Origin of the sequence: Flavobacterium sp. W21_SRS_FM3 (assembly GCF_052113625.1) — a bacterium.
GTDB lineage: Bacteria > Bacteroidota > Bacteroidia > Flavobacteriales > Flavobacteriaceae > Flavobacterium.
Map to the genome: position 1 here is coordinate 438,949 of NZ_JBGQOD010000001.1, position 16,844 is coordinate 455,792.

General features: G+C 32.8%; 16 protein-coding genes. 9 read left to right on the plus strand and 7 right to left on the minus strand.

What is annotated here, in order from left to right:
* Positions 1 to 68: 68 nt before the first annotated feature.
* The 5 genes from pyk to ACEN2K_RS02025 form a co-directional block, all read right to left on the minus strand.
* Complete coding sequence (gene pyk, locus ACEN2K_RS02005; RefSeq protein WP_441757638.1) at positions 69 to 1,499, minus strand: pyruvate kinase; 1,431 nt, start codon at positions 1,497 to 1,499, stop codon at positions 69 to 71.
* Between the two features lie 5 nt (positions 1,500 to 1,504).
* Positions 1,505 to 1,993: an IPExxxVDY family protein gene (locus ACEN2K_RS02010; protein ID WP_441757639.1), complete on the minus strand. Its 489-nt coding sequence runs from the start codon at positions 1,991 to 1,993 to the stop codon at positions 1,505 to 1,507.
* A gap of 114 nt (positions 1,994 to 2,107) precedes the next feature.
* A complete protein-coding gene (gene rnc, locus ACEN2K_RS02015; protein ID WP_441757640.1) occupies positions 2,108 to 2,848 on the minus strand; it encodes a ribonuclease III in 741 nt (246 codons plus the stop codon).
* Positions 2,849 to 2,857: 9 nt separating this feature from the next.
* A complete protein-coding gene (fabF, locus tag ACEN2K_RS02020; protein ID WP_441757641.1) occupies positions 2,858 to 4,111 on the minus strand; it encodes a beta-ketoacyl-ACP synthase II in 1,254 nt (417 codons plus the stop codon).
* Between the two features lie 178 nt (positions 4,112 to 4,289).
* Positions 4,290 to 4,526 carry an acyl carrier protein gene (locus ACEN2K_RS02025; protein WP_007137004.1) on the minus strand — a complete coding sequence of 79 codons (237 nt, stop codon included), beginning with the start codon at positions 4,524 to 4,526 and terminating at the stop codon, positions 4,290 to 4,292.
* Between the two features lie 176 nt (positions 4,527 to 4,702).
* Here ACEN2K_RS02025 and purN point away from each other — a divergent pair, with 176 nt between their 5' ends.
* The 4 genes from purN (at position 4,703) to ACEN2K_RS02045 (ending at position 8,814) form a co-directional block, all read left to right on the plus strand.
* Positions 4,703 to 5,266, plus strand: coding sequence for a phosphoribosylglycinamide formyltransferase (gene purN, locus ACEN2K_RS02030; protein WP_441757642.1), 564 nt, complete (start codon positions 4,703 to 4,705; stop codon positions 5,264 to 5,266).
* Positions 5,267 to 5,304: 38 nt separating this feature from the next.
* Positions 5,305 to 5,790 carry a ribonuclease HI gene (gene rnhA, locus ACEN2K_RS02035; protein WP_441757643.1) on the plus strand — a complete coding sequence of 162 codons (486 nt, stop codon included), beginning with the start codon at positions 5,305 to 5,307 and terminating at the stop codon, positions 5,788 to 5,790.
* Positions 5,791 to 5,866: 76 nt separating this feature from the next.
* A complete protein-coding gene (locus tag ACEN2K_RS02040; RefSeq protein ID WP_441757644.1) occupies positions 5,867 to 6,790 on the plus strand; it encodes a PfkB family carbohydrate kinase in 924 nt (307 codons plus the stop codon).
* 125 nt (positions 6,791 to 6,915) lie between these two features.
* Positions 6,916 to 8,814 carry an amidophosphoribosyltransferase gene (locus ACEN2K_RS02045; protein WP_441757645.1) on the plus strand — a complete coding sequence of 633 codons (1,899 nt, stop codon included), beginning with the start codon at positions 6,916 to 6,918 and terminating at the stop codon, positions 8,812 to 8,814.
* 344 nt (positions 8,815 to 9,158) lie between these two features.
* Here the strand turns inward: ACEN2K_RS02045 and ACEN2K_RS02050 are convergent, their stop codons facing one another.
* Positions 9,159 to 9,767: a superoxide dismutase gene (locus ACEN2K_RS02050; RefSeq protein WP_441757646.1), complete on the minus strand. Its 609-nt coding sequence runs from the start codon at positions 9,765 to 9,767 to the stop codon at positions 9,159 to 9,161.
* Between the two features lie 191 nt (positions 9,768 to 9,958).
* Complete coding sequence (locus tag ACEN2K_RS02055) at positions 9,959 to 10,642, minus strand: ComF family protein (RefSeq protein WP_441757647.1); 684 nt, start codon at positions 10,640 to 10,642, stop codon at positions 9,959 to 9,961.
* A 94-nt stretch (positions 10,643 to 10,736) separates the two neighbouring features.
* On the opposite strand from ACEN2K_RS02055, the gene ACEN2K_RS02060 reads away from it, so the two are divergent.
* The 5 genes from ACEN2K_RS02060 to ACEN2K_RS02080 all read left to right on the plus strand — a co-directional run bounded on the left by ACEN2K_RS02060 (position 10,737) and on the right by ACEN2K_RS02080 (position 16,817).
* Complete coding sequence (locus ACEN2K_RS02060; protein WP_441757648.1) at positions 10,737 to 12,278, plus strand: glycine--tRNA ligase; 1,542 nt, start codon at positions 10,737 to 10,739, stop codon at positions 12,276 to 12,278.
* 371 nt (positions 12,279 to 12,649) lie between these two features.
* Complete coding sequence (locus ACEN2K_RS02065; RefSeq protein ID WP_441757649.1) at positions 12,650 to 13,459, plus strand: LytR/AlgR family response regulator transcription factor; 810 nt, start codon at positions 12,650 to 12,652, stop codon at positions 13,457 to 13,459.
* A 182-nt stretch (positions 13,460 to 13,641) separates the two neighbouring features.
* Complete coding sequence (locus ACEN2K_RS02070; protein ID WP_441757650.1) at positions 13,642 to 13,953, plus strand: 3-oxoacyl-ACP reductase; 312 nt, start codon at positions 13,642 to 13,644, stop codon at positions 13,951 to 13,953.
* 118 nt (positions 13,954 to 14,071) lie between these two features.
* Positions 14,072 to 16,123 carry a tetratricopeptide repeat-containing sensor histidine kinase gene (locus tag ACEN2K_RS02075; RefSeq protein WP_441757651.1) on the plus strand — a complete coding sequence of 684 codons (2,052 nt, stop codon included), beginning with the start codon at positions 14,072 to 14,074 and terminating at the stop codon, positions 16,121 to 16,123.
* A gap of 1 nt (position 16,124) precedes the next feature.
* Positions 16,125 to 16,817: a response regulator gene (locus ACEN2K_RS02080; protein ID WP_441757652.1), complete on the plus strand. Its 693-nt coding sequence runs from the start codon at positions 16,125 to 16,127 to the stop codon at positions 16,815 to 16,817.
* Positions 16,818 to 16,844 lie beyond the last annotated feature (27 nt).

Here is a 16,844-nt window from a genome sequence, read left to right on the forward strand (position 1 = left end):
TAGCTGTACAAAAAAATCCGCCTTGTTTGATTTCTTACAAGACGGATTCTATTACAATGGTATTTTTTTTATTCTATTTCAGAAACTCTCATCGTGTTAACCATTCCTTTTTCTTTAATTGGCATTGCTGCTAAATTAATTAAGAAATCACCTTTAGTAACATATCCTTTTTCTCTTGCAATTTCATTTACATCAGTTACTGTATCATCAGTACTTACTGTCTTGTCATAGTAGTAGCTTTTAACTCCCCATAACAAACTTAATTGCGTTACAATTCTTTTGTTAGAAGTGAAAACTAAGATATGAGCTGATGGTCTCCAAGCTGAAATTTGGAAAGCAGTATAACCACTATTTGTCAAAGTACAAATCGCTTTTGCTTTGATAGCATCGGCCATGATTGCAGCATGACGACAAATTGTTTTTGTAATAAAACGTTTTGTCTTAATTTGTGGTGTATTTTGAGGTACTTGAATAAGCGGAGAGTCTTCCACTGCTTGAATGATTTGCGTCATTTTTTGGATCACTTGAACTGGGTAATTTCCAGCAGCCGTTTCTCCAGAAAGCATTACAGCATCTGCTCCATCCATAACTGAGTTAGCAACATCATTTACTTCTGCTCTTGTAGGAGTTAAGCTTGTAATCATTGTTTCCATCATTTGAGTAGCAACAATCACAGGAATACGAGCCATTTTAGCTTTACGAATCAAATCTTTTTGCACTAATGGTACTTCGTGAGCAGGGAGTTCAACTCCTAGATCTCCACGTGCGACCATTAAGGCATCACAATAAGCAACAATCTTATCCATGTTCTCTAATGCTTCTGGCATTTCGATTTTGGCAACGATTGGTATTTTAACGTCTGAATGCTCATTAATTAAATCCTGTAAGTCTTTAAGATCTTGAGGAGTTTTTACAAAAGATAATGCAATCCAATCTACTTTTTGTCCGATAGCAAATATCGCATCAGCAATATCTTTTTCTGTTAAAGCAGGAAGTGATATTTTAGTATTTGGAAGGTTTACCCCTTTTTTAGATTTTAATTCCCCACCTTGAATTACTCTTGCAACAACTTCAGTTTTCTTATCTGTCGAAACAATTTCAAAAATAAGTTTTCCATCATCTAATAAAATTCTTTCTCCAGGATTTACATCGTTTGGAAAATTTTTATATTTCATGAAAACTTTCTCAGCAGTTCCAATAATATCTTCAGCGGTAGTAAATGTGATTAAATCACCATCATTTACAACAACGCCTTCATTCATGATACCTACACGTAATTTTGGCCCTTGTAAATCTCCAAGAATAGCTGTAGTATATCCAAACTCCTCATTCAATGAACGGATGATATTTATTTTTTCTTTTACACCTTCGTAGTCCGCATGAGAAAAATTAATTCTAAATACATTTACACCTGCGTCAATCATGTCTTTTATAATCTCTCTTGTGCTACATGCAGGTCCAAGTGTGGCTACAATTTTGGTTTTTTTGTTCGGAATCATTTGTATTAAAAAATTAAATTGTTTTTTGATTTTATTTGATTAGTATCTACCGTGTAAACAGTGGATATACTATCAATGGTATTTAATATGGTCTTAATTTGGGACACATTTATCGTATCATCAGTGTTTTCTATTTTTAAAAAATAATCTGCTTTTTTAAATTCTGGTAGTAAGAAAACTTTAGTTGAAACCTCCATTTTTACATTCGAAAATAAATCTTGTGAGGGATTTAGATTTTGTTGGAGTACTTCGTTCTTATTTTGTATTAAATTCCAAGATATGGCATTCTCTGAATCATAGTGATAAAAGCGAGCAAAATTAGTTTCGCCTTCTTTTATGTTTATCTGCACTTCTTCTTTACTTTTTGCTAAGTTGATAGGAAGTTTTTGATTGATAAAATAAGCTAATCGATAATCTTCTAATGAAGTATGAATAGCAATTAAATAATAATCTATTTCGTCAAAGTCGCCAAGGTCCAGTTTATGAATAGCCATATTCACTAAAAATAATGATGTAAATATACTATTTCTATTGAAGTTAAAGAGCAGAAAATGTAATGAATTCGTTAATTTATGAACGAAAACGTTGTAGTTTTCAAGGATTTAATATTATTTCTTGTCCATTTTTTCCTGAAATGCAAAATAAGCGCGCTGGGATGCTTTCTCTTCTGCTTTCTTTTTAGAGGTGGCTCTGGCTTTTGCAATTACTTTATCGTCGATGCTTAGTTTAACACCAAAAAGACGTTGGCCATCAATAGCATTGTCTTCAAAAATGTCATAGTGAAAAACTTTTTTCTCCTTTTGACACCATTCGATAACAAGACTTTTATAGCTTATTACTTTGCCTTCTAATCGAGATATGTCGACATAAGGAATTACAACTCTTTTTTGAATAAATTTCTCACAATACACATAGCCTTTGTCAAGATATATGGCGCCAATAAGTGATTCAAATATATTACCATGAATATTTTCTCCAAAGTGCTGTACAGGAACCTTGCTCTCAATAAACTGAATCAAATTAAGGTCTTTACCCAGTTCATTCAGGTGTTCTCTACTTACAATCTTTGAACGCATTTTAGTAAGATAACCTTCGTCGCCATGTGGGGCTTTATTAAAAAGATGCGCAGCTATTACAGAACTTAACATTGCGTCTCCTAAAAACTCTAAACGTTCGTAGTTTATAGGGTTCCCATCAGCATTGAGACGGTTAGAGGAGCGATGAGTAAATGCTTTTCTGTAATGGTCAAGGTTTTTTGGGGCAAACCCAAGAATTTTTTGAATAGCATCAAAAAAAATCCCGTCTTCTAGAGAACGGGATTTAGAAAATATTTTTTTTAATATACTCATAATGTTATATTACAAGTCTAGTTTTTTTACTAATACACATGCGTTATGACCACCAAAACCAAAAGTGTTACTCATAACTACATTCATTTCTCTTTTCTGAGCTACATTAAATGTAAAATTCAATTTAGAGTCAATGTTTTCATCATCCGTAAAATGGTTGATTGTAGGGGGAACAATACCGTATTTCATAGAAAGTATTGAAGAAATGGTTTCAACAGCACCAGCAGCACCTAATAAGTGACCTGTCATTGATTTTGTTGAGTTCAAGTTCATGCTATAAGCATGCTCTCCAAATACGTGTTCAATTGCTTTTGATTCAGCTAAATCTCCAAGAGGAGTTGAAGTACCGTGCATGTTTAAGCCGTCAACATCTGTTGGCTGTAAACCTGCATCTCTTAAGCAATTTAGCATTACATTTTTAGCGCCTAATCCTTCTGGATGTGGTGCTGTGATATGATGTGCATCTGCAGACATTCCACCACCACCAATTTCGCAATAGATTTTTGCGCCACGGGCAACAGCATGTTCGTATTCTTCTAGAATTAAAGCTCCAGCGCCTTCACCTAAAACAAAACCATCTCTGTCTTTGTCCATCGGTCTTGAAGCAGTTTTTGGATCATCATTTCTAGTTGATAATGCATGCATAGCATTAAATCCACCCATGCCAGCAATAGTTACAGCTGCTTCAGATCCACCAGTGACCATTACATCAGCATGTCCTAAACGGATATAGTTGAATGCGTCAATAATAGCATTTGTAGAAGAAGCACAAGCAGAAACAGTCGCAAAGTTAGGGCCTCTAAAACCATATTTAATAGAAATATGTCCACATGCAATGTCTGAAATCATTTTTGGGATAAAAAACGGATTGAATTTTGGTGTTCCATCGCCTGCAGCAAAGTTCAACATTTCTATTTGAAAAGTCTCTAAACCTCCAATTCCTGAACCCCAAATAACACCAGCTCTGTCTTTATCTAATTTTTCGAAATTAAATCCTGCATCATTTACTGCTTCTTCAGATGAAACCATAGCATATTGTGCATAACGGTCCATCTTTCTAGCTTCTTTTCTGTCTAAAAAATCTTCGGCATTAAAGTTTTTCAATTCGCAGGCAAACTGAGTTTTAAATTTTGAAGCGTCAAAATAAGTTATTGGCGCAGCTCCACTAACTCCGTTAATAAGACTGTCCCAATATTCTTGTATGTTATTTCCTATAGGAGTAAGAGCACCTAAACCTGTCACAACAACTCGTTTTAATACCATAACTTATGTGTTTTGTTATCTTTAAACAAATAAAACCCACGCTTTCTTTACTGTATTGTTACAAAAGAGCCGTGGGCATTACCTTATAAATATCATTTTTGATTGAATAGCAATCGCAATTTTCTTTTAAAGAAAAATAATAACACCCGCATACTAGAAGTATACGGGTGAAATATTATTATTTTTTAGCTTCTTCGATGTAAGAAATAGCTTGACCAACAGTAGCAATGTTTTCTGCTTGATCATCTGGAATTTGAATGTCAAATTCTTTTTCGAATTCCATAATAAGCTCAACAGTGTCTAATGAGTCAGCTCCTAAATCATTAGTGAAGCTTGCTTCTGTTACAACTTCGTTTTCGTCAACACCTAATTTGTCTACGATAATCGCTTTTACTCTTGATGCAATGTCTGACATAATCTTTAATTTTAGAATTTAATTTGTTGGCAAAAATAAAAAACTTTATTTTAAAACAACCAATAAGTTGATAAATGTGACAACTAAATTATAAAATTTATTTCAACAAAGGCTTCTCAATGTTATTTATTTTGGAATTTTATTCCTTTTTTTGCGTAACTAAAATCGGGTTGATTATGAAAAAAATTCTAATTTTTGCTTCTGGATCGGGGACTAATGCTGAAAATATTATAAAGTACTTTAAAGGAAATGAAAAAGCAGAAGTAGTAGCTGTGTTTACAAATAATCCTGATGCAAAAGTTTTAGAGAGAGCTAAAAAACACGACATTTCAACCGATATTTTTACAAAAGAAGAGTTATTTGGAAGTAAAGTACTACAAAAAATTAATCAACTACAGCCTGATGTAATTGTTTTGGCTGGTTTTCTATTGAAATTTCCTGCAAATATCATTGCCGCTTTTCCGGATAAAATTATCAATATTCATCCCGCTTTATTGCCTAAATATGGTGGGAAAGGAATGTATGGTATGAATGTGCATAAGGCAGTTGTGGAAAATAGAGAATCAGAAACAGGCATTTCTATTCATTTTGTGAATGAACATTATGACGAAGGGGGTATTGTTTTTCAAAAAAGTGTTGCTTTAAAAGGAACAGAAACTCCTGAGGAAGTTGCTAATTTGATTCATGGACTAGAACAGCAGTTTTTCCCTGAAGTTATAGCCAATCTTTTAAAAAAATAAAGATACTAAGTTTAATCATTACAATCACTATATCACACATGGATTACGAAGTACATATATATACGGATGGCGCTGCAAAGGGAAATCCTGGTAGAGGCGGGTATGGAGTAGTCATGGAAACTAAGGTGATGGGTAAAGTCTATAGGAAGGAATTTTATGAGGGCTTTCGACTAACTACTAATAATAGAATGGAATTGCTTGCCGTAATTGTTGGACTTGAAAAGCTTAAAATCCCAAACACTAAGGTGCTAGTAGTTTCAGATTCTAAGTATGTAGTAGATTCTGTTATGAAAAAATGGGTTCTTGGCTGGGAGAAGAAAAATTTTGTCAATAGAAAGAATGCTGATTTATGGAAACGACTTTTAATTGTATATAGAAAACACCAAGTGGATTTTAAATGGATTAAAGGCCACAACAACCATCCCCAAAATGAACGTTGTGATGAACTTGCTGTCATGGCTTCAATGCAAAAAGATCTTTCTATAGATACTTTTTATGAAAAGGAAGAGGGTAAATTATTATGAAAACTTTGCGAGTTTGAATCTTTGCAACTATGAAAGTTATAAACTATCTTTGCGCCTTAATTCGAAACTCATATAAATGAATAAATTATTGATTGTTGGAACAGTTGCTTTTGATGCAATTGAGACTCCTTTTGGCAAAACAGATAAAATTTTGGGTGGAGCAGGAACGTACATCGGACTATCTGCTTCTTTTTTTAACTTACAATCTGCAATCGTATCTGTAGTTGGAGACGATTTCCCACAAGAATATTTAGATTTATTAACAGATAGAAATATTGATATTTCTGGTCTTGAAGTAGTTAAGGGAGGAAAAACATTCTTTTGGAGTGGACGCTACCATAATGACTTAAATTCGAGAGATACCTTAGACACACAATTAAATGTCTTAGCTGATTTTCAACCAAAAGTTCCTGAGAACTATAAAGATGCTGATGTGGTTATGCTAGGAAACCTGCACCCACTAGTGCAGAGTAGTGTATTGGATCAAATGGAAACTAAGCCAAAATTAGTGGTGTTAGATACAATGAATTTTTGGATGGACTGTGCTTTGCCTGAATTGCTTGATGTAATGAAACGTGTTGATGTTATTACAATCAACGATGAGGAAGCAAGACAGCTTTCAGGAGAATATTCTCTTGTTAAGGCTGCAGCCAAAATCCAAGGGATGGGACCTAAATATGTAGTAATTAAAAAAGGAGAGCATGGTGCTTTATTGTTTCATGATCAAAAAGTTTTCTTTGCTCCAGCGTTACCATTAGAGGAAGTGTTTGATCCTACAGGTGCTGGAGATACATTTGCAGGTGGTTTTGCAGGTTTTATTACACAAAGTGAAAATGTCTCTTTTGAGAATATGAAAAACGCCATCATTTATGGCTCTAACTTAGCATCTTTTTGTGTAGAGAAGTTTGGAACAGACCGAATGGTTAGTTTGGATAAAGAAGAAGTAGTGTCAAGATTAATGCAGTTTAAATCTTTGACTCAATTTGATATAGAATTATAATGCCTTAAAGCCTCGGAGACGGGGCTTTTTTGATTAATAGATTTTGAAGGCATTATTATTGCATGGTTTTATAATAGTAAGACTTTTTATATTTTAAGAATAACAACACAACAAACAACAACACAATGAGCGACGCTTTACAACATGAGTGTGGAATAGCATTAGTTAGACTACTTAAACCGCTTGAGTATTACAAAGAGAAATACGGTACTGCTTTTTACGGAATACAAAAAATGTATCTCCTTATGGAAAAGCAACACAACCGTGGTCAAGACGGAGCTGGATTTGCAAGTATCAAATTAGATGTAGAACCTGGAGAAAGGTACATCAGTCGGGTACGTTCAAATCATTCGCAGCCTATACAAGATGTGTTTGCTCAAATAAATGACCGTATCAATGAGGAAATGACCTCAAATCCTGAATATGCAGATAATGTTGCGCTTCAAAAAGCAAAGATTCCATATATAGGAGAGTTGTTCTTAGGGCATGTACGTTACGGAACTTTTGGTAAAAATAGTATTGAGAGTGTTCACCCGTTTTTACGTCAAAACAACTGGATGCACAGAAACTTGATATTAGCAGGTAACTTTAATATGACTAATGTTAAAGAGCTATTTAATAGTTTGGTGGAATTAGGTCAACATCCAAAAGAAATGGCTGATACCGTTACTGTAATGGAAAAAATAGGACACTTCCTTGATGATGAAGTTACTGATTTATACCAAGAGTGTAAAAATAACGGTTTGTCTAAAAGAGAGGCTTCACCAGTAATTGCTGAAAAATTAGATGTTGCTAAAATTTTAACCAGAGCTTCTAAGAATTTAGATGGAGGTTATGCTATGGCAGGATTGTTAGGTCATGGAGATGCATTTGTCTTTAGAGACCCAGCAGGAATACGTCCCGCTTATTTTTATCAAGATGATGAAGTAGTAGTTGTGGCTTCTGAGCGACCAGTGATCCAAACTGTATTTAATGTTCCCTTTGAAAGTGTACAGGAAATTGAACCAGGAAATGCATTGATTATTAAAAAGAATGGTACTGTTTCCATGCAGGAAATTTTAACACCTACAGTAAAAAAAGCCTGTTCTTTTGAACGAATCTATTTCTCTAGAGGAAGTGATGCTGAAATATATCAAGAAAGAAAAAACTTAGGGCGATTAATTTTGCCCGCAGTTTTAAAATCAATTGATCAAGATACTGACAATACTGTTTTTTCATATATCCCGAATACTGCCGAGACTTCCTTTTATGGTTTAGTGGAAGCAGCTCAAGACTTTTTGAACCAAAGAAAAAACAATTTCATACTTAAAAATAGAGATACTTTAACAGCAGAAAGTTTGCAAGAACTACTTTCTGTAAAAATACGTACTGAAAAAGTTGCTATTAAAGACGCTAAGTTAAGAACGTTTATTACTGAAGACAGTAGTCGTGATGATCTTGTAGCACATGTTTATGATGTTACTTATGGAGTTATCAAACCTACGGATAACTTGGTGATAATAGACGATAGTATTGTAAGAGGTACTACTTTAAAGATGAGTATAATTAAAATGATGGATCGTTTGAATCCCAAACGAATTGTGGTTGTTTCATCAGCGCCTCAAATTAGATTTCCAGATTGCTACGGAATCGACATGGCTAAACTAGAAGGCCTTGTTGCTTTCAGGGCGGCACTAGCATTATTAAAAGAAAGAAATCTATACCATATTGTTGATGAAGTATACGCTAAGTGTAAAGCACAAGAAAACTTTGTGGATACTGAAGTAGTAAATTATGTAACCGCTATATATGCTCCTTTTGAACCACAAGAAGTTTCAGATAAAATTGCTGAGATGCTGAGTTCTCCAGAAATTAAAGCCGAGGTGAAAATTATATTTCAAACGGTAGAAGATTTGCATATTGCTTGTCCGAAAAATCTTGGAGATTGGTATTTCACAGGAGACTATCCTACACCAGGAGGAAACAGAGTTGTCAATAGAGCATTTATGAATTTTTATGAAGGTAAAGATGCACGAGCATACTAAAAATCGTACTGATAAGGTTTTTTATCGGTTTTATGGGTTGTTCGTCTTAAATATTTGTTTGTAAAACCCTTCTACCATAAATTTGGTGAACCATAAAATTAGTAGGTTAAGTTTATGGTAGATTTGGGGCAAAAAGGGTGGAAGGAATTCCACCTTTTTTATTGGAATAAAGTCAAGTACAAAAAGTATATAAATAAGAAAGACAAATAAGCTATGGCGTATTTGTCTTTTTTTAGTGGTATTCATTCCTTAAAAAATGTAATCTGCTTAATGTGAAGGCAAAAAAAATAGACAAACTTACTTTTCAGTCAATTTGTCTATTTTGTGTGTTTTTGTAAAAAAAACTATTTCTCTGAAGCAAATCTTCTAGAAACTTCTGTCCAGTTAATTACATTGAAAAATGCTTCGATATAGTCTGGTCTTCTGTTTTGGTAATGCAAGTAATAAGCATGTTCCCAAACGTCCATTCCTAAAATTGGAGTACCACCACAACCTACACCAGGCATTAATGGGTTATCTTGATTAGGAGTTCCGCAAATATCTAGTTTTCCTCCTTTATGTACACATAACCATGCCCATCCTGAACCAAACTGAGTTGCTCCCGCTTTACTAAATTTAGCTCTGAATTCATCAAAACTACCAAAATCGTTTTCAATTGCTGCTAATAAATCCCCTGTAGGAAGACCTCCGCCGTTAGGTGACATTACAGTCCAGAACAGATTATGATTGTAAAAACCACCACCGTTGTTGCGAACAGCAGTATTTTTCATGTCTAGATTAATTAAAATATTTTCGATTGTTTTTCCTTCCATATCAGTACCAGCAATAGCGGCATTTAGGTTGGTAGTATAAGCATTATGATGCTTTGAATGGTGAATTTCCATTGTGCGTGCATCAATATTTGGTTCCAATGCGTCATACGCATATGGTAACTGAGGTAATTCAAAAGCCATAATATGTTTGTTTAATAATTTATAATTTTATCCAAATTTAATCATTTAACTTTGGAATTGAAAATTGTATTTTGTTATAATTTCATTAAATAAATTGATAGTAGCGTCGTTTTTCAGTTTTCTTATGTCTTATTTTCTAATTATCAATACTTTTTCCCCTATCCTAATTTTGTTTTGATCCAAATTTTTATTTAGGATTCAGCTATAGCCATACAGACAATACTAATCTTTGCACCTGGGATTTTTAATAATGCTCTTGAACAAGACTCTAGTGTTGCACCAGTGGTAATAACATCATCTATTAGTAAAAAATGTTTGTTGTGGTGCTGCTCAGAATAGTCAGTATCAAAGGCTGATTCAATTCCTTCGCTTCGGGCTACTCGGTTCTTTTTTGATTGTGTTGTTGAATAGGAGGTTCTTAATAATAAAGTATCCACATATATTAGATTTAATTCTTGTGCTAGTGATTTTCCAAAAGTGCTTACTTGATTGTAACCTCTTTCTTTGTATTTCCTTTTATGCAGTGGAACAGGAATGACCCAATCAACGGTTTTCAGGACTTCAACCTCTTTCAAATCTGCAGCATACCAGCTGCCCAATATTTCCCCAATTTCTTGATGACCTCTATATTTTAAGTTGTGAATAAGTTCCTGTACTATTCCTTTTTTGTGAAAATATAGAAATGCAGATGCGTGTACAACAGGTGTTCTACCGTAAAATTTCTTAAAAGCTTCGTTTTCTATGTTTAAATGGTGGTTGGTTAATGGAATTTTATGTCGGCATTCTGTACAAATTACCTTTTCATTGGTTAGTAAGAGAGAATTGCAACCACAGCAAGTCTTAGGAAAGAATAGATTAATAATGCTTTTTAACATACATTTTCTAATTTATTTATAAAAATATGAAAATCAATCCTTCAATCTTCAGTTAATTCCTTTTTTTTAAGTTCTCTTTTTATATTTTTGCAGTATGGCAAAACAAGAAGATATATTTAAGAATGTAGTTTCGCACGCAAAGGAGTACGGATTTATTTTTCCGTCAAGCGAAATCTACGATGGTTTGAGTGCAGTATATGATTATGCACAAAACGGAGTGGAGTTAAAGAAGAACATTCGTGAATATTGGTGGAAATCAATGGTTCAGATGAATGATAATATAGTAGGCCTTGATGCTTCTATATTAATGCATCCTACTACTTGGAAGGCTTCTGGACACGTTGATGCTTTTAATGATCCATTGATTGATAATAAAGATTCAAAGAGAAGATATAGAGCTGATGTTTTGATTGAGGATTATGCTGAAAAGCTAAATGTAAAAGCAATCAAAGAAATTGAAAAAGCAAGAGTACGCTTTGGAGATGCTTTCAATGAACAGGAATTTGTTACCACAAATGCTCGAGTTGTTGAATACAAGGCTAAAGAAAGAGAAATATTAGAACGTTTAGGACGTTCTTTGGGGAATGAAGACTTGGAAGATGTGAAAGCATTAATAGAAGAGTTAGAAATTGCCTGTCCTGAAACTGGTTCTCGTAATTGGACTGAAGTTCGTCAATTTAACTTGATGTTTGGAACGAAATTAGGGGCTTCGGCAGATACTGCTATGGACTTATACTTGCGCCCAGAAACAGCTCAAGGAATTTTTGTAAACTTTTTAAATGTACAAAAATCAGGTCGAATGAAAGTACCTTTTGGTATTGCTCAAACGGGTAAGGCATTTAGAAATGAAATCGTTGCAAGGCAATTCATTTTTCGTATGCGTGAATTCGAACAAATGGAAATGCAATTTTTTGTTCGTCCAGGAGAAGAAATGAAGCATTATGAGTTCTGGAAAGAAACAAGACTTAAATGGCATTTGTCGTTAGGACTAGGAAAAGAAAACTACCGCTTCCATGACCACGAAAAATTAGCGCATTATGCTAATGCTGCCGCAGATATTGAATTTAATTTCCCATTTGGTTTCAAAGAACTAGAAGGAATTCATTCTCGTACTGATTTTGATTTAAAAGCACACGAGAAGTTCTCTGGAAGGAAATTACAGTATTTTGATGCTGAATTAAATAAAAATTATGTTCCCTATGTGGTGGAAACTTCAGTAGGTCTTGATAGAATGTTTTTGGCGGTTTTTGCTACTAGTCTTAAAGAAGAAACTTTAGAAGATGGTTCAACTAGAACAGTGTTAAAATTACCATCAGTTTTAGCACCTACAAAAGCAGCAGTATTGCCATTAGTTAAAAAAGATGGATTGCCAGAAATTGCACATAAAATTATTGAAGATCTTAAATGGGACTTTAGCGTTACTTATGATGAGAAAGATGCTGTTGGGCGTCGTTATAGAAGGCAAGATGCACTAGGAACTCCTTTTTGTATTACAGTAGATCATCAAACTATAGAAGATCAAACAGTAACTATCCGTCACAGAGATACAATGAAGCAAGATAGAGTTAAGATCTCGGAATTGAAAGCCATTATTGAAAATGAAGTTTCGATGAAAAACTGGTTGATGAAAATGTAATTACCTCATTAATTATAAAACACAAAAGACTTTCCGTTTAGGAAGGTCTTTTGTGTTTTAAAGATTATCGTCAATGAATTGTGAATAGTTTACTAGCTCAATCTCTGCTAATTATGTCTTTCATCGGATTTTTTTGCACTTGAACAAATTATATTAACATTCATTTAAATTATATGAACATTTGTTAATAAAAACACAGTAAACACGTACATTTATTTTGTTAAATAATGGGAGTTTGTTGGTTTTAAGTTTTAAAAGTACCAATTTTTATTTAATTAGTTTCCCAAAACTACTGTAAGTAATTTAATTTTTAGAGTAAGCTTTACTGTAAACATCTAATAATATACCTAACAATTTAGGAAAAAGCATAGATGAACTATTCGTACATTATTATTGACGACAATCAAGAAAGTGTTTTGAAAACAAAAGCCGTGGCTGATAGTTTTTCGGAGCTTAGCTTTATAGCTTCCGCTCAAAATTATGATGACGGTTTAAATTTGGTACTAGAGCATACCCCCGATCTAGTTTTTTTAGAAATTGATCCTGCAAAAAAGCAAAGTAAACTCTCTTTGCTACTCATCAATGAACTGCACCGTTATTTAAAAATTATTCCTAAAATAGTCGTCATTACTTCTAAAACGGATTTAGCCTATGAGGCGTTGAAATATGAGGTAACCGATTATTTACTCAAACCACTAGCTAGACCAGATTTTGTCAAAATGGTTTTAAAGTTAAAGAAATCAATTAAAGAAGAAACAGTTGATCCCTTAGTATCGTCCCCAGAACCATTACCTGAAATTGTAGTCCAGCATGAAAAATCAGTAGAAAATCAACCACTGATTATGTGTGTTAAATCTTATGGAGATTACAGGTATATTGATACGAGAGATATATGCTATTTAAAAGCAGACAATAATTCCACAGACATTCATTTAAATAATGGCGAGCTTATCACAGCTTTTAAAACATTAAAGCATTTTGAGAGTGCTCTTGTTTTCCCTTTTATAAGAATACACAATAGCTATATTGTAAATAGTAATTATATCTCCCGAATTCACACAGGGAATGCTGTATGCTACATTAAGAACACAACTACAAAGCTGCCTTTCTCTAAAGGTTATAAGACTAATATAGATCTTATAATAAGCGAAATTTCCAACAATAACTACCTAGAAATTTAAAAAATAGCCATCCACCCAGATTTGGTTATCATCCACACTCAAACGATTGCAATCTACCATATAGGGCTTTTTTTGTAAGAAAAAAGTCGGGACTCTGTGTAATTTTACATCAAGATACTGCTAGAACAGCAGGTCAAAAAAATGTAAAATCAAAAAAACAACATAAAAAAATCCCCTTAATTATGAAAAAAGCAATCTTAACATTCAGTTTATTTTCTTTAGTAATGGTTTTAACTTCTTTTACAACTCCAGAAACAAGTAGCCCAGAAATTATTGGGGGAACAGCTACAGGAGGAAATGTGAAGGTTGATGACATCATCGGTGGAACAGCTACAGGAGGAAACGTAAAAGTTGATGATATTATCGGTGGAACAGCAACGGGTGGAAATGTAAAAGTTGATGATATCATTGGTGGAACAGCTACAGGAGGAAACGTTAAAGTGGATGATATTATCGGCGGAACAGCTACCGGAGGCAATGTAAAAGTTGACTAAATAAAGGATTAAATACTTTGTACATCAAGTATATTAAAAGGCCATCAAATTTATTTGATGGCCTTTTTTATATCAATCATTTTATTTTACTATTTTTGATAAAATTCCATACCGAAAATTGAAAAATAATAATATTTTACTTAGTATTCTTGTTCTGTTAATTATATTTTGGAGTTGTACTTCAAGGCAGAATGGTAAAGATGATTTAAATACTTCTGAAGATAGTCTTTCTATTTATTTCTCAAAGGCCAATGACTTTAATTTGTCGAAGGATAAAAGATTATTATATACAAAAAAAGCACTTAACATAGTTGAAAATCAGGCCGATGATTCTCTAGGTAGAGCGAATCTTTTTAAAGTTGCTAATCGATATTATAATGTAAATGACTGGAAAGCATTTAACAAAACAGTGCATTATATTTTAGAAAAATCAGAAAATGCTAAAGATACTTTAAATATAATAAAAGCATATACCTACTTAGGGGACTATTATGAATCTCAACGAATCTTAGATACTTCTTTTCATTTTTATTCAAAGGCTGAAAATATGTATAAGGATAATAAGGATAATTTTAATTTAGGAAAAACTTTAATTAACAAAGCAAATCTGCAATATAAAGCAGGAGATTTTTTAGGTTCAGAAAAATCTGTATTTAATGTATTACGCGTTATAAAAGGTGAAAGAAATGTTAATAATATTTTCTATGATGCTTATAATCTTTTAGGTATTATTTATGGTGAGTTAGGTGAATATGATAATGCAATTGCTTATCATAATAAAGCGTTGAAAATTAGTGATGATGACATTATACCGAAAGTTTTTCAATCAAAGGCAACAACCTATAATAATATTGGATTTCTATATCTAAATTCGAATCGATATCTAATTGCTAAAAACTATTTTCAAAAAGGTCTTTTAGAGAAAAATTTAAAAATTCAGAAACCATATGTATACGCTATGTTACTTGATAATTTAGCTTATACTAAATTTAAAATTGGTGATAATGAAAACCTTCCAGATTTATTTTTTGATTCACTAAAGTTGAGAGATAGTTTAAAATTGACATCTGGAATTTTTATTAATAAAATACATTTATCTGAGTATTTTGCATCAAAAGGAGATACTCTTAAGGCATTAAAATTCTCAAAGGAAGCATTTCATTTATCTAAAGAGACAAGAAATTCCCGTGATATTTTAGTTGCTTTGAAACAGTTAGCTGTTATTGAGCCTCAAAATGCTTCAAAGTATACTAAAGATTATATTAAAGTAAATGAAGAGTTACAAAATAAGGAAAAAAAGATGGGTGATAAATTCGCCCGTATAGAATACGAAACAGATCAAATCAAAGATCAAAACTCCAGCCTAGAACTTCAAAATAGGAACTTAGTATATGTTTTCAGTGTCTTGACCATATTAGGTTTGTTCCTCTATATTATAAAGGCCCAGAAAACTAAAAATAGGGAATTACTATACAAACAACAGCAACAAAAAGCTAATGAGGATATTTACAACTTAATGATCTCTCAGCAAAATACCATTGAAAGCAATCGGGTGGAGGAAAAAAAGCGTGTAGCACAAGAGTTACATGATGGTGTACTAGGTAGAATGTTTGGTGTTCGAATGAATTTGGATGGACTAAATTCTTATCAAGATGAAATGGCAGTAGCCCAAAGAACAAGTTATTTATCAGAATTAAAGAACATTGAACAGGATATTCGTGAAATATCTCACGATTTAAATAGAGAAAAATCAGAATTAATTAATAACTTCGTAGCCATTGTTGATAATTTGTTTGAAGAACAAAGGAAAACTTTTCATGCAAAATTGATAACCAACATTGATTCTAATATAAAATGGGAAGATGTAATTAACTCTGTTAAAATTAATTTGTACCGTATAATTCAGGAATCACTTCAAAATATCAATAAATACGCAAAAGCGAATACGATTAAAATTGATTTAAGAAAGCAAGAAGAGAATATAGTTTTAGTAATAAATGATGATGGTTTAGGATTTAATACTAAAGCAAAGAAGAAAGGAATTGGTTTACAAAACATGATTTCTCGAACAAAAGAATGTAATGGTTTGTTTACTATAAAATCAAAGAAAGCAGAAGGAACCACCATTACTGTTACAGTCCCATTAGAACAAAAACAAATACCTACATAAAATGACAAGCAACTCTGCTGCTATAACTAGCATTAAGAATAATATTTTAATTGTTGATGATCATCCTTTTATTATACAAGGCTACAAAAATGCAATAACAAGGTATAATCCTGATCAATATGAGTTTGTGATTGATGAAGCTAAAGACTGTGAGTCGGCGTATAATATTATTACAAACCCCAACACTCCCTCTTTTGATATTGCTTTCTTAGATATCAGCATGCCTTCATATGAGGAAAAAGGACTTTATTCTGGAGAGGATTTAGCCAGATTGATTTTAGAGTTCATGCCCGAATGCAAAATTATTTTGTTAACCATGTTCACTGAATTTTTAAAAATACAAACTATCATTAATAGCATAAATCCGAACGGACTGGTTATTAAAAATGACTTGACCTTTGATGAATTATTATTTGCTTTTGATAAGGTTATTAAAAATGAAAGATATTACAGTCAATCAGTTATTAAGATGCTGGAGTCGCAAGAGCATAGTATCGAAATTGACTTATTCGATAAACAAATTTTGTTTCATCTTTCTAAAGGAACTAGAGCGAAAGACATGCCACAATATATTCCGATATCCTTAAACGCCATAGAGGCAAGGAAGTTGAATCTCAAAGAGTTATTAGATGTAACTGATGGAAGTGACATCGAACTCGTTAGAGCAGCTAGAAACAAAGGGCTATTATTTTAAACGTATAAAAAAAAGGACATTTTTTAA

What these genes read in the sequence shown, in the direction of transcription:
- ACEN2K_RS02080 (WP_441757652.1), top strand. Translation starts at nt 16,125, where the DNA reads ATGACAAGCAACTCTGCTGCTATAACTAGCATTAAGAATAATATTTTA.
- rnc (WP_441757640.1), bottom strand. Translation starts at nt 2,848, where the DNA reads ATGAGTATATTAAAAAAAATATTTTCTAAATCCCGTTCTCTAGAAGAC.
- ACEN2K_RS02060 (WP_441757648.1), top strand. Translation starts at nt 10,737, where the DNA reads ATGGCAAAACAAGAAGATATATTTAAGAATGTAGTTTCGCACGCAAAG.
- ACEN2K_RS02045 (WP_441757645.1), top strand. Translation starts at nt 6,916, where the DNA reads ATGAGCGACGCTTTACAACATGAGTGTGGAATAGCATTAGTTAGACTA.
- fabF (WP_441757641.1), bottom strand. Translation starts at nt 4,111, where the DNA reads ATGGTATTAAAACGAGTTGTTGTGACAGGTTTAGGTGCTCTTACTCCT.
- rnhA (WP_441757643.1), top strand. Translation starts at nt 5,305, where the DNA reads ATGGATTACGAAGTACATATATATACGGATGGCGCTGCAAAGGGAAAT.
- ACEN2K_RS02050 (WP_441757646.1), bottom strand. Translation starts at nt 9,767, where the DNA reads ATGGCTTTTGAATTACCTCAGTTACCATATGCGTATGACGCATTGGAA.
- ACEN2K_RS02010 (WP_441757639.1), bottom strand. Translation starts at nt 1,993, where the DNA reads ATGGCTATTCATAAACTGGACCTTGGCGACTTTGACGAAATAGATTAT.
- ACEN2K_RS02055 (WP_441757647.1), bottom strand. Translation starts at nt 10,642, where the DNA reads ATGTTAAAAAGCATTATTAATCTATTCTTTCCTAAGACTTGCTGTGGT.
- ACEN2K_RS02070 (WP_441757650.1), top strand. Translation starts at nt 13,642, where the DNA reads ATGAAAAAAGCAATCTTAACATTCAGTTTATTTTCTTTAGTAATGGTT.
- pyk (WP_441757638.1), bottom strand. Translation starts at nt 1,499, where the DNA reads ATGATTCCGAACAAAAAAACCAAAATTGTAGCCACACTTGGACCTGCA.
- ACEN2K_RS02025 (WP_007137004.1), bottom strand. Translation starts at nt 4,526, where the DNA reads ATGTCAGACATTGCATCAAGAGTAAAAGCGATTATCGTAGACAAATTA.
- ACEN2K_RS02040 (WP_441757644.1), top strand. Translation starts at nt 5,867, where the DNA reads ATGAATAAATTATTGATTGTTGGAACAGTTGCTTTTGATGCAATTGAG.
- purN (WP_441757642.1), top strand. Translation starts at nt 4,703, where the DNA reads ATGAAAAAAATTCTAATTTTTGCTTCTGGATCGGGGACTAATGCTGAA.
- ACEN2K_RS02065 (WP_441757649.1), top strand. Translation starts at nt 12,650, where the DNA reads ATGAACTATTCGTACATTATTATTGACGACAATCAAGAAAGTGTTTTG.